Origin of the sequence: Mycobacterium sp. B14F4 (assembly GCF_039871645.1) — a bacterium.
In the GTDB taxonomy this organism is placed as follows: Bacteria; Actinomycetota; Actinomycetes; order Mycobacteriales; family Mycobacteriaceae; genus Mycobacterium.
Window position 1 is genome coordinate 25,583 of the sequence record NZ_JBDPMF010000008.1, and the last position, 12,100, is coordinate 37,682.

Genomic DNA, 12,100 nt, shown 5'->3' on the forward strand with positions numbered 1-12,100 from the left:
AGGCAGACTCGCGCGCGAGTCGCGGTGCCAGGGTTGCACGATCGCGAATACTGTTGAGCCGCAGTCTCAGCTGTCTGAGTTGTCGTGAAGGTCGGCGGACAACAACACCACCGAATGTGCGCGGACCTGATACGTCGTGCCCGAGACCGGCTGTGCGCTCACGAGATCCGCGACATCGTCGGGCGAGTCCAGCGCCGTGTCGGCGACCCGCCGCCACGGCAACTCCGGCTCGGCGACCGGAGGCAGCTCGAAATCCATCGACTCTTCGGAGCTGTTGAGCATCGCGTGCACCATCCGTGTGCCGATCACGCTGCGCACGGTTACCGCCAGTGTGCGGGAATCGTCCGACCAGTCGGGCCGATAGAGCTGAGGACCGTGGAACTGCACCAACGAACGGGTCAGGAACTCCCGCAGCGGCAGCCCGTGCATCACCCGGGTCATGTCGAGCTCGAGCCGCACGTCGATCAGCTTCTCGACGAATCGTCGGATATCGGCGTGGCGGTCCGTCAAAGACCAGTCGAACCAACTGATTTCGTTGTCCTGGCAGTAGGGGTTGTTGTTGCCCATCTGCGTTCGCCGGACCTCGTCGCCCATGACGATCATCGGCACACCCATCGCGATCAAGGTGATTCCCAGCAGGTTCTTCACCAGCCGAGTCCGCAGGTGCTCAATCGAAGGATCGTCGGACGGTCCTTCGACCCCGCAGTTGGTGGAGTAGTTGTCGTCGGCGCCATCGCTGTTGTGAGCGAGGTTGCCCTCATTGTGTTTTCGCGCATAGCTGACGAGGTCGTTGAGCGTGAAGCCGTCGTGACATGCGACGAAGTTGATGCTGTGCTCGACCTCGGCGGGACGATGCCCGAACAGGTCCGGACTGCCCAGCAGCCGGTTGGGCAGCAGCGCCACCGTGCCGGGGTCACCGCGCACGAACCTGCGGACCTCGTCACGGAACTTGCCGTTCCATTCCCGCCAGCGGTCGCCGACGAACGATCCGAGCTGGTACAGCCCGGCGACGTCCCAGGCCTCCGCGATCACCTTGGTTCCTGCCAGCACCGGATCGCTCTCGATCTCCCAAATGATCGGCGGATCGGCCATGGGAGCGCCGCGATCGTCGCGCGTCATGGCCGAGGCGAGGTCGAACCGGAAACCGTCCACGTGCATCTGATCCACCCAGTGATGCAGCGCGTCGATGATCATGCGCCGCACCACAGAGTTGTTGGCGTTCACGGTGTTACCGCATCCGGTGACGTCCAGATAGCTCGCTGGGTGAGTCGGATCGAGGATGTAATAGGTCTCGTTGTCCAGCCCACGCCAGCAGAACGTCGGACCGTCAGCCCCACCCTCGGCCGTGTGGTTGAACACGACATCGAGGATCACCTCGATTCCGGCCCGGTGCAGTTCCTTGACCATGTCCCGGAATTCATCCAACGCGCCGAGAGGGTCGCCGGACGACGCGTAGGCGGCGTGCGGGGCGAAGAACGACACCGGGCTGTAGCCCCAGTAGTTGACCAGTCCGGGCGGCGCGTCCTGCGGATCGAAGGCCAGCACCGGCATCAGCTCGACCGCGGTGATCCCCAGCGAGCGCAGATACGGGATCTTGGCCACCAGCCCCGCGTACGTGCCGGCGAGCGCAGGAGCCAGTTCGCTGTTGGGGTGGGCGGTGAAGCCGCGGACATGCAGCTCGTAGATGACGGTGCGCGCGAACGGCCGCCCGAGAGGGACATCCCCTTCCCAGTCGTAGCCCGAAAGATCGGCCACGACACTCTTCATCGCGGTACGCGCATCCCGATCCGCGAGCGTGCCGGCCATCCGGTCGTAGGCCGCGGGCACCGCTACCGCGAGGCCGTACGGATCCAGAAGGATGGCCGACGTGTCGTGGACGCGCCAGGCGTAGACCTGCCCCGGCCCGATGTCGGGCACGAACACATGCCAGTAGTAGGCCGTCCGATTCCGTTGGCGGTCCAGCTCAATCACGCGCGCCGGCCGCGCGTCGTCGACGTCGTCGAACAACAACAGATCCAGCCGCGATGCAGTGCGCGACCACACCGAGAAGTTGGTGCCGCCATCGCCCCACTGAGCACCCAACGGGTAGGCACGGCCCGCGGCCACACTGCGACCCATGGTTTTCATTGTGAAGCGAGTCGGGCCGCCAGCAGGTCGATTTCGTGGCGTGCAGCCATCGCACGCGGAGAAATCTGAGCCGAATGGCCCTAGTCCCGGATCAACCGACAGCGGATTCTCGAGGGATCATCGACATCCAACATCGGGAGCGCGATCATGACCGAGAAATCCGAAAAGAACGCGGCGGCCACCGCCCAAACAGTGGTGGAGCGGGCGGCGGACTTGTCCGACGAGGTGCTCAAGTCGGTCGAGGCCGGACAGCGGGCCGCGATCGAGGCGGTGCGCAAGTTCGTCGACACCGTCGATGAGGCGATGCCGGCGAAAGAGGACCGCCCGGCAGGGCGCGAAACCGTGATCGATGCAGCGCTGGACATGGCCGACCGACTGGTCACGACTCAGTACGAGTTCCTGCGCAGCGTTGTGCGCAGCGCGGACCGGTCACTGCGCAAGCCCGACGATTCGCATGGGTGACGACTCACCACGCCCACGCCATGACGGGTACCTATGACGCCATCAGCATCGGGTCCGGTCTGGGTGGCCTGACTGCGGCCGCGCTGTACGCGCGTGCGGGCCACCGCGTGCTGGTTCTCGAGCGCAGCGACCAGTTCGGCGGAGCCGCAACGACCTACCGGCGCGGAGAGCTCACCATCGAAGCCTCGCTGCACGAGACCGCCGACCTGAGCGATCCGGCCGACCCGAAAGCCCGCATCCTGCGAGCCCTCGGCATTTCCGATGACCTGGAGTTCGTGCCGGTCGGCGCCTTCTACGAAGTGCGCGGTCGGCTGTTCGACCCGCCGTTCCTCCTACCGCACGGTTTCGACGCCGCCGAGGCGGCGCTCGTCGCCCGCTTACCGGACCATCGCCGCGCTTTGCGCGAGTTCTTCCGACGGCTGCGGGCTATTCAACAGGCGATGTCCGTCGTCGGCGAGCAGCACGACACCCTGTGGTGGTTCCTGCACGCGCCCGAACTGCCTCTCAAGCTGTGGCCCCTGCTGCGCGATGGCCGGTCGAGCCTCGCGGACGTGTTCGACCGCCTGTTCGGCGACGACGAGCTTCCCAAGCTCGCCCTCGCCGCCAACCTCGGCTACTACGCCGATGACCCCGACCGGCTGTGGTGGCTGGTCTATGCGATTGCGCAGGGCGGCTACCTCGGCAGCGGCGGCACGTACATCCGGGGCGGCTCGGGCAGGCTCAGCGAGCTTCTCGTTGATGTCGTCGAGGCCGAACGGGGTGCGGCGCGCACGGGCCGCACGGTGACCGAGATCCTTCTCGACGATGAAGGCCGCGCGGTCGGTGTCGCACACACCGCAGCCGATGGCAGCGACCGCACCATCGACCGCGCACCGGTCCTGTTCGGCAACGCCGCTCCGACGGTCCTCGCCGATGCGTTACCGCCCGACGCGCGTCAGGAGTTCACCGCGCATTACCAACACCGCGGTCCGTCGATCTCGTTGTTCTCCATCGCGCTCGGCCTGAACCGACCACCCCGCGAACTGGGGATGACGTGTTACTCGACCATGCTGTTGCCGGACTGGATCAACTCCATTTCGGACTACTCCCGATGCGCCGAACTCTTGGCGGGACCGCCAGGAGAACAGATGCCCGCGGTGGCCGTCGTGGACTACAGCGCAATCGACAGCGGCTTGAATCCCGAGGGATTGCACCTGGTTTCGGTTGGCGGCGTGGACCGCATGGCGAATTGGGACGGGCTTGACGACGAGGCATACCACGCCCACCGCAGCGCCTGGTGCGATGCGATCGTCACCGAAGTCGACCGCTACTATCCCGGGTTCGCCGACGCCGTCGTGCAGGCCGACATGGCGACCGCCGTGACCATGCACCGCTACCTCAACACCCCCGGAGGGGCGGTCTACGGTTTCTCTCCGGAGCCACCACGGGGGCGGCCCTCGCTCGGCTCCGAGACAGGCGTCACGACCACTGTCCCCGGGCTCCTGTTGGCGTCCAGCTTCGGCGGCTTCGGCGGCTTCACCGGGGCCATGACGACCGGCATGCTGGCGGCCAGGGCGGCCGTCAAGTCGCGCCAGCCCTAGCTCGCCTCGGGCGTATCGCCGTAGTAGCCCGCCCGCAGCAGCGCGGTGATCTCGCTGACCAGCGGCATCCGGGGGTTGGTCCTGTTGCTCAGATCCTCGAAGGCCGTCATCGCGAGTCCGTCGAGGGCCGAGAGGAATTCGTTCTCGGGGACGCCGTAGTCCTTCAGCGATCGTGGCATGTCGAGTCGGTCGAGCAGGTCCTCGACGCCGCTGAACAGTCGCTCCCGGCAGTCTTGCGGGTCGTGCCCACCGAAGACAAGCGCGCCGAGTTGGGCGTACTTCTCGGGCACCACATATGCCGAATACCCCGGCGCCGGCATGAACTTGCTCGGCAGGCTGGAGTTGTAGCGCAGCACGTGGGGCAGGAAGATCCCGTTGGCCCGGCCGTGCGCGATACCGAACCTCGCCCCGACGGCGTGCGCCAGCGCATGATTGGTGCCGACGAACGCGTTCGAGAACGCCAACCCCGCCAGCGTCGCCGCGTTCGACATGTCGGTGCGCGCCGACATGTCCTCCGGATCGGCGTACGCCCGGGGCAGCGCGTCGAAGATCAGCCGCACCGCCTGCGCACACAACGCATCCGTGTAGGACGACGCAAAGATCGAGATCACCGCCTCCAGGGCGTGCGTCAACGCGTCGACACCGGTATCGGCTGTCAGCGTCGGCGGCATCGACGCCGTCAGGACCGGGTCGACGATCGCCAGGTCGGGCACCAGGCTGTAGTCGACCAGCGTCTCCTTGCGACCGCCCACGGTCAGCACGGCCGCCGGTGACACTTCCGAGCCGGTGCCCGAAGTCGTTGGGATCGCGACCAATTCGAGGCGGTGCCGATCGGTCGGGAATTCGGCCACCCGCTTGCGGGGATCCAGGAACGGCATCGTCAGCTCGTCCAGCGTCTTCTCCGGATGCTCGTAGAACAACCGCATCGCCTTCGCGGCGTCCAGCACCGACCCGCCGCCGACGGCGATCAGCACGTCGGGCTCGGCGCGCTGGATCAGCGCCACCCCGCGCCGGATCGTCGCCTCGTCGGGCTCCGGCGTCACCTCGCTGAACACCTGCACGTGATGGGTGCGCAGCTTGCTGCGCACCTGATCCACCACGCCACGCTCCTCGCTCAGCGCGTCGGTGATCACGACGGCCGTTTCACAGTCGAGATCGCGCAGGTTGTCCAGCGCCCCCTCGTTGAAGTACGTGTTCGACGGCACCCGGAACCACTGCGGCGGAGTGCGCCGGTGCGCAACGGTTTTGATGTTGAGCAGCTGCCGGTAGTTGACGTTCTCGGTGGTGCTCGAGCCGCCCCAGGTGCCGCAGCCCAGCGAGAACGTCGGCGTCAGGTTGTTGTAGATGCCGCCGAGCGCGCCGACCGCGGTTGGAGCGTTGACGAGGATGCGCCCCGTGCGCACCGCCAGGCTGTAGGCGTCGACGACGTCGTCGTCGTTGGCGTAGATCGCCGAGGTGTGCCCCAGTCCCCCGTGCTCGGTGACCAGCACGGCCGCGTCGATACCGTGCTGGACGCTGCGCGCCCGCACCAGTCCCAGCACCGGCATCAGCTTCTCGGCCACCAGCGGATGCGCGGCGAGTTCGTCGAGATCGGACGGCAGCGGCGCGAGCAACACCTTCACCGTCGGTGACACCGTGAAGCCGGCCCGGGCGGCGAGTTCGGACGCCTTCTGCCCCACGGCATCCAGCGAGACCTTGTCACCGCAGCCGAACGCGAATTCCGCGATCTTGTCGGCCTCGTCGGGGGTGAGCAGGCGCGCGCCCATCCGCTCGAACTCCGCGACGACCTCGTCGTAGATCTCGTCGTCGATGATGCATGTCTGCTCGGCCGGACAGATCACCGACGAGTCGAACGTCTTCGAGATCAGCATGTCGACGACGGCGCCCTTGATGTCGGCCGTCTTGTGGATGTAGATCGGCGCGTTGCCGGGTCCGACGCTGATACCCGGCTTCCCGGAAGCGTTGGCGAGCGCGACGATCTTCGGTCCGCCGGTCACCCAGACGAAGTCGACCTTGGGGTGCTTGAACAGGTAGTGGGTCACCTCGTGCGCCGCGTCCGGGATGACCTGCAGCGCGCCCGGCGGCATTCCGGCCGCTTCGGCGGCTTCCCGCAGGATCTCCACGCTGCGCTCGCAGCACCGCACGGCGTACGGCGACGGACGGAACAGGATCGCGTTGCGCGTCTTCGCGGCCACGATCGCCTTGAACAACACCGTCGACGTCGGGTTGGTCACCGGGGTGATCGCCAGCACCACCCCGATCGGCTCGGCGACATAGCGGATGTTGTTCTCGACGTCCTCGTCGATGATGCCGACCGACTTCTTGTCGCGCAGGTAGTCGTGCAGGAACTCCGTGGCGACGTAGTTCTTGACGACCTTGTCCTCGAACACGCCGAAGCCGGTCTCCTCGATGGCCACCGCGGCCAACTCGGCGGCCGCCCGCAGTCCGGCCCGCACCATCGCCTCGACGATGGTGTCGACCCGCTCCTGATCGAAGGTTCGGAACTCCCGCGCCGCACGGGCCGCGGCGTCGACGACGGCATCGACGTCGACTGTCGGCCGCTCGCCGTCAGGAGTGTCCGTCACCCGAAGGTTGTCATCCGTACGAATAGAACTCATGTTCGCGCCCTTGACTTTTGACCAGCCCGCGCGAAGGCCACCGAAACCGGTTGCGCGGTTGCCCTCGACGCTACGTCTCTTCGGCTGTCAGACCAGCCGATTCTGCACAGAGGGGACCGAATCCCGCGCGAAGGGGACTTTGGTCACTCCGCCGCCGGCCGAAGAAGACGCAAGGCCAGCGTGCCCGGCGCCAGCACCGACACCACCGGCGTGAGGAACAGCAGCACCGCCCACGCGAGCCCGACGCCTTCACCGCTGAGGGCCTTGACCAACGTGAACACCGCGACCACCCAACTCACCGCGCCGGCGAGGACCGACACCGACACGGCAATCGCCAGCGCGCGGGCCAACCCGTAGTGCCGGTAGCCGGTCGCCGCGAGCAGAGCCGCGGTGGGCACGACGATCACCAGCGCCCCGAGCCACGGCTGAGTGGCGCCGACGCGCATCCCGGGCACCAGTACCACCGCCGCCACCACGGCGGCGCCGATTACGCCGGCCAGCGCGATGCCGCGGCCGTTCCTCGTCGCCATGTCTGGAGATTCTGCCGAACTCCACCGCTGACCCGTGCCGTTTGGCCCTGCTCGGCGTCAGTGCCTGCGGGCTGGTGGCTATCCTGTGCCGCATGGCTGCTGAGATCGTGCCGGTCCGGCTCGGGCTGACAAAGGGTGACCTGTACACGCTGTGGGCTCCCCGCTGGCGCGACGCCGGTGACGAGTGGGAGGCGTTCCTCGGCAAGGACGAGGACCTGTACGCCTTCGAATCGGTCGCCGACCTGGTGTCGTTCGTCCGGACCGACAACGACAACGACCTCACCGACCACCCCGCGTGGGAGAAGCTGACGGAGGCCAACGCGCACCGGCTGGACCCCGCCGAAGAGCGGCAGTACGACATCGTCGGCGTGCCCGACATCGTCGCCGAGAAGCCCAGCGAGGAGACGGTCGCCCAACTGCACCGCACGCTGGCGATCGTCGCGTCGCTCGGATCGGTCTGCGAGCTGGGCCCGGTCAGCAGGTTCTTCAACGGCAACCCCGTGCTGGGCACGCTCGGCGGCGGCATCGACGCGTTCTCCGGACGCAGCGGCCGCAAGCGCTGGGGCGAGATCGAGGCGGTGATCGGCCGGGCGTGGGACAACGTCGTCGACGCCATCGACGAGGTGGTGACGACGCCCGACGTCGACGCGCAGGCCGCGAAGAAGGCCGAGGTGGAGCTCGCCGAGCCGGCGCCGGAACCCGAGCCGGAAGCGGAAGAGGTTGTCGAGGACACCGACGACGGCGACGAGGAGGAGGTGCTCGAGACCCAGGCCTCGAACCTGGTGCTGGGCAGCGACGAGGACTTCTGGCTCAAGGTCGGCATCGACCCGGTGCGGATGATGACCAGCGGCGGCACCTACTTCACGCTGCGCTGTTATCTCGAGGACGAACCGGTGTTCCTCGGCCGCAACGGCCGCATCAGCGTCTTCGGCTCGGAGCGCGCGCTGGCGCGGTACCTGGCCGACGAGCACGACCACGACCTGTCCGACCTGGCGACCTACGACGACATCCGCACGGCCGCCACGGACGGTTCGCTGCAGATCGACATCACCGACGACAACGTCTACGTGCTGACCGGGATCGTCGACGACCTCGCCGACGGGCTGGACGCGATCGACCGCGACCAGCTCGAGCTCGCCGTCGAATTGCTCAGGGACGTCGGCCGGTACGCCGAGGACAACACGGTCGAGGAGACGCTCGACGTGGACCAGCCGCTTGGCCACGTCGTCGCGCATGTGCTGGAGCCCGACAAGGTCCGCGCGCCCAGCCCGCCCTACGCCAAGGCCGTCGAGCAGTGGGAGGCGCTCGAGGCGTTCGTCGAGTCCCGGCTGCGTCCCGAATAGCACTCCCCACTCTCCGCGAGCGACCGCAAGATGCACGCGATGAGCGGCGTGAGCTAGCCGATCAGTACGGCGTAGCGCGGCTTGATGATGTCGTCGATGATCGCCAGTCGCTCGTCGAACGAGATGAACGCCGACTTCATCGCGTTGATCGTAAATCGCTGCAAATCGCTCCAGCCGTAGCCGAACGCCTCGACGAGCCGCAGCATCTCCTGGCTCATCGTGGTGTCGCTGATCAAGCGGTTGTCGGTGTTGACCGTGACGCGGAACCGCAGCCGCGCCAGCAGATCGAACGGATGCTCGGCGATGCTGCGGACCGCGCCGGTCTGCACATTCGACGACGGGCACATCTCGAACGGAATCCGCTTGTCGCGCAACAGGTTGGCCAGCCGTCCCAGTTGAGCCGTGCCATCCGGCGCGACGCTGATGTCGTCGACGATCCGCACGCCGTGACCGAGCCGATCGGCGCCGCAGAACGCGATCGCCTCGTGAATGGACGGCAGGCCGAACGCCTCGCCGGCATGAATCGTGAAGCGGGCGTTGTTGCCTCGCATGTACTCGAACGCGTCGAGGTGCCGCGTCGGCGGATATCCCGCCTCGGCACCCGCGATGTCGAAGCCGACGACACCCTTGTCGCGGAAGCGGATCGCCAGCTCGGCGATCTCCCGCGACCGCGCCGCGTGCCGCATCGCGGTGACGAGGCAGCGCACCGTGATCGTCCGTCCCTCGGCGCTGACGGCCTTCTCGCCGTCGGCGAAGCCCGCCAGCACGGCCTCGACGACCGCGTCCAGCGACAGCCCGGCGTCGATGTGCAGTTCCGGTGCGAACCGCACCTCGGCGTAGACGACGTTGTCGGCGGCCAGGTCCTCGACGCACTCGCAGGCCACCCGGTGCAGCGCCTCCGGCGTCTGCATCACCCCGACGGTGTGGGCGAACGGCTCGAGGTAGCGCACCAGCGACCCACTGTGCGCGGCGGTGCGGAAGAACGTCGCCAGCTCGTCGACGTCGGTGGCAGGCAGGTCGTGGTAGGCCGTCGCCTCGGCCAACTCGAGGACGGTGGCCGGCCGCAACCCGCCGTCGAGGTGATCGTGCAGCAGCGCCTTGGGCGCCTGCCGGATGGAGTCCAGCGTCAGCGGGGTCGTCATGTCGCTATCCGATCGATGATCAACGGCCGCTGCGGCGGCGCGCAGTCCCCGACGGACCAGCCGCCGTCCAGCTCGGCCATCGCCGCCGCGAACCGCTCCGGCGTCTCGGTGTAGAGCGTGAACACCGCTTCACCTGCGGTGACGGGCTCGCCCGGCCGACGGTGGATGAGCAACCCCGCGCCGGGCTGCACGCGCTCACCAGGACGGGAGCGGCCCGCACCGAGTCGCCACACCGCAAGACCCACCGCCATCGCGTCGATGTCCCCCATCGTGCCATCGCGCGGCGCGGTGATGGTCTCGGCGTGGGGACCGACCGGCAACGGTTGAGCCAGGTCGCCGCCCTGCGCGGCGACGAGCGCGCGGAACCGGTCCATCGCCGACCCGTCCCGCAGCGTCGCTGCCGGATCGACGCCGTCGAGGCCGGCGGCGTCGAGCATCTCGGTCGCCAGCGCCAATGTCAGGTCGACGACGTCGGCCGGTCCCCCGCCGGCCAGCACCTCCAGTGACTCGGCCACCTCGACGGCGTTGCCCACCGCGCGGCCCAACGGCGTCGACATGTCGGTCAGCAGCGCTCGCGTCGACAGGCCGGCCGCGGTACCCAGGTCGACCATCGTGCGGGCCAGCTCCCGACATTCGGCCTCGGTCTTGAGGAAGGCGCCCGTGCCCACCTTCGTGTCCAGCACCAGCGCGCGGGTGCCCTCGGCGATCTTCTTGCTCATCACCGAGCTCGCGATCAGCGGCAGCGACTCGGTGGTGGCGGTGATGTCGCGCAGCGCGTAGATCTTGCGGTCGGCCGGCGCGAGCTCACCGGCGGCGAACACCGCCGCACCGAGATCGCAAAGCTGTTGCCGGATCTGGGCTTTCGAGATCTCGGCGGTGAAACCGGGGATCGCTTCCAGCTTGTCGAGGGTGCCACCGGTATGGCCGAGTCCACGGCCCGCGGCCTGGGGCACCGCACCGCCGCAGGCCATCACGACCGGCAGCAGCGGGATGGTGATCTTGTCGCCCACCCCGCCCGTGGAATGCTTGTCCACCAACGCCAGCGGCTTGCCGTCGCGGCGCAGGCCGGTGAAGTCCATGCGTTCGCCCGACGCCACCATCGCGGACGTCCAGCGGGCGATCTCCGCGCCGGTCATACCGCGCAGGAAGATCGCCATCAGCAGCGCCGACATCTGCTCCTCGGCGACGCCGCCGTGGGTGTAGGCGTCGATCACCCAGTCGATCGCCGCATCCGAGAGCACGCCGCCGTCGCGCTTGGTCCGGATGACGGTCGGCGCGTCGAACGGATGCGCGTGCGTCGCAGGCTCTTCAGCCACGGACCGACCTTACCGGCGGCCCGCACGGGTGACGGCTAAGCGGCCGCGTGCTTGTGGGTCAGCGAGCTCGGCGCATCCGGGTGGGCGCCCTCGTCGACCCCGATGCCGAGGCGGTCGACCAGCTCACCACCGAGCCACGCGGCAACGCCGGCCACCGCCACGGCAACGAAGCTGCACACCAGCGCCAACACCGTGGGATCCCAACCGCCCGCGTTCAACCGCAACAGCCAACTGATCGCGAACAGCACCACCACGACGATGTTGGCCAGCCCGTGCACCAGCCCGATGCGCTTGGCACGGCTGCCGTTCGGGATCTTGAAATAGTCGATCCACCCGAACGGCGCCGCGAGCGCACCACCGATGATGCCGCCGGCGATCGCATACGCCGCCGCCACCGTGAACCCTGCCCGGTCGGTGATCAGGTAGAGCACGTCGAACACGACGGCAGTCGTCAGCAGACCGACCGGGAACGGGATCAGCATCGGATGAACCGGATGCCCCAATACCTTCGCGCGACTAGTCATGGACTCGGCGTACCCCGCCCCCGCGGGCACAAACCGGTGATCAGCGGGCGAGGTCCTCGGGCCCGAATGCGTCGGGCAGCAGGTCGCCCAAGGGCCGAGGACCGGACGGGTGGTCGATCAACATCGCCGGTCCGCCGTGCTCCAGCAGAACCTGGCGGCACCGTCCGCACGGCATCAAGACCCGGCCAGCCGCGTCCACGCAGGACAGCGCGACCAGCCGCCCGCCACCTCCGGAACGTAGGTCGCAGACCACTGCGCACTCGGCACAGAGACCTAGGCCATATGAGACATTTTCCACATTGCAGCCGGCCACAATCCGGTCGTCGTCGACCAGCGCCGCCGCGCCCACCGCAAACCCCGAATACGGTGCGTAGGCCTGGGTGGAGGCTTCGATTGCCCTGGTGCGCAACAGTTTCCAGTTAATGTCCGGCATCGCCCGATCCTCGTCTCCGCCGTTG

General features: G+C 67.9%; 10 protein-coding genes. 3 read left to right on the forward strand and 7 right to left on the reverse strand.

What is annotated here, in order from left to right:
• Positions 1-66: 66 nt before the first annotated feature.
• Positions 67-2,118: a glycogen debranching protein GlgX gene (gene glgX, locus ABGB19_RS20540; protein ID WP_347687845.1), complete on the reverse strand. Its 2,052-nt coding sequence runs from the start codon at positions 2,116-2,118 to the stop codon at positions 67-69.
• A 156-nt stretch (positions 2,119-2,274) separates the two neighbouring features.
• On the opposite strand from glgX, the gene ABGB19_RS20545 reads away from it, so the two are divergent.
• Both ABGB19_RS20545 and ABGB19_RS20550 read left to right on the forward strand, forming a co-directional pair.
• The gene (locus tag ABGB19_RS20545) at positions 2,275-2,589 is read left to right on the forward strand and encodes a hypothetical protein (RefSeq protein ID WP_347687846.1); all 315 of its coding nucleotides are present in this window, start codon (positions 2,275-2,277) and stop codon (positions 2,587-2,589) included.
• A complete protein-coding gene (locus tag ABGB19_RS20550; protein ID WP_347687847.1) occupies positions 2,586-4,169 on the forward strand; it encodes an NAD(P)/FAD-dependent oxidoreductase in 1,584 nt (527 codons plus the stop codon). The genes ABGB19_RS20545 and ABGB19_RS20550 overlap by 4 nt, the downstream gene beginning before the upstream one ends.
• On the opposite strand, the gene adhE is transcribed toward ABGB19_RS20550, so the two are convergent.
• Positions 4,166-6,754, reverse strand: a complete 2,589-nt coding sequence (gene adhE / locus ABGB19_RS20555) for a bifunctional acetaldehyde-CoA/alcohol dehydrogenase (RefSeq protein ID WP_347687848.1) — start codon at positions 6,752-6,754, stop codon at positions 4,166-4,168. The two genes, ABGB19_RS20550 and adhE, sit on opposite strands and share 4 nt — an antisense overlap.
• Before the next feature lie 176 nt (positions 6,755-6,930).
• Positions 6,931-7,317, reverse strand: coding sequence for a hypothetical protein (locus tag ABGB19_RS20560; RefSeq protein ID WP_347687849.1), 387 nt, complete (start codon positions 7,315-7,317; stop codon positions 6,931-6,933).
• Positions 7,318-7,409: 92 nt separating this feature from the next.
• Here ABGB19_RS20560 and ABGB19_RS20565 point away from each other — a divergent pair, with 92 nt between their 5' ends.
• The gene (locus tag ABGB19_RS20565; RefSeq protein WP_347687850.1) at positions 7,410-8,660 is read left to right on the forward strand and encodes a primosomal protein; all 1,251 of its coding nucleotides are present in this window, start codon (positions 7,410-7,412) and stop codon (positions 8,658-8,660) included.
• A gap of 53 nt (positions 8,661-8,713) precedes the next feature.
• On the opposite strand, the gene ABGB19_RS20570 is transcribed toward ABGB19_RS20565, so the two are convergent.
• Genes ABGB19_RS20570 through ABGB19_RS20585 form a run of 4 tightly spaced genes read right to left on the reverse strand, consistent with a single transcriptional unit; the run spans position 8,714 to position 12,075 of the window.
• A complete protein-coding gene (locus ABGB19_RS20570) occupies positions 8,714-9,802 on the reverse strand; it encodes an adenosine deaminase (RefSeq protein ID WP_347687851.1) in 1,089 nt (362 codons plus the stop codon).
• Positions 9,799-11,118 (reverse strand): thymidine phosphorylase, encoded by a 1,320-nt coding sequence (locus tag ABGB19_RS20575; protein ID WP_347687852.1) that lies wholly within the window; start codon positions 11,116-11,118, stop codon positions 9,799-9,801. The genes ABGB19_RS20570 and ABGB19_RS20575 overlap by 4 nt, the downstream gene beginning before the upstream one ends.
• A 35-nt stretch (positions 11,119-11,153) precedes the next feature.
• Positions 11,154-11,642: a DUF2231 domain-containing protein gene (locus ABGB19_RS20580; protein WP_347687853.1), complete on the reverse strand. Its 489-nt coding sequence runs from the start codon at positions 11,640-11,642 to the stop codon at positions 11,154-11,156.
• Positions 11,643-11,682: 40 nt separating this feature from the next.
• Positions 11,683-12,075: a cytidine deaminase gene (locus ABGB19_RS20585; RefSeq protein WP_347687854.1), complete on the reverse strand. Its 393-nt coding sequence runs from the start codon at positions 12,073-12,075 to the stop codon at positions 11,683-11,685.
• Between the last annotated feature and the right edge of the window lie 25 nt (positions 12,076-12,100).

Coding starts and splice junctions, on each gene's coding strand:
- glgX (WP_347687845.1), bottom strand. CDS start 2,118: ATGGGTCGCAGTGTGGCCGCGGGCCGTGCCTACCCGTTGGGTGCTCAG.
- ABGB19_RS20545 (WP_347687846.1), top strand. CDS start 2,275: ATGACCGAGAAATCCGAAAAGAACGCGGCGGCCACCGCCCAAACAGTG.
- ABGB19_RS20560 (WP_347687849.1), bottom strand. CDS start 7,317: ATGGCGACGAGGAACGGCCGCGGCATCGCGCTGGCCGGCGTAATCGGC.
- ABGB19_RS20565 (WP_347687850.1), top strand. CDS start 7,410: ATGGCTGCTGAGATCGTGCCGGTCCGGCTCGGGCTGACAAAGGGTGAC.
- ABGB19_RS20570 (WP_347687851.1), bottom strand. CDS start 9,802: ATGACGACCCCGCTGACGCTGGACTCCATCCGGCAGGCGCCCAAGGCG.
- ABGB19_RS20580 (WP_347687853.1), bottom strand. CDS start 11,642: ATGACTAGTCGCGCGAAGGTATTGGGGCATCCGGTTCATCCGATGCTG.
- ABGB19_RS20585 (WP_347687854.1), bottom strand. CDS start 12,075: ATGCCGGACATTAACTGGAAACTGTTGCGCACCAGGGCAATCGAAGCC.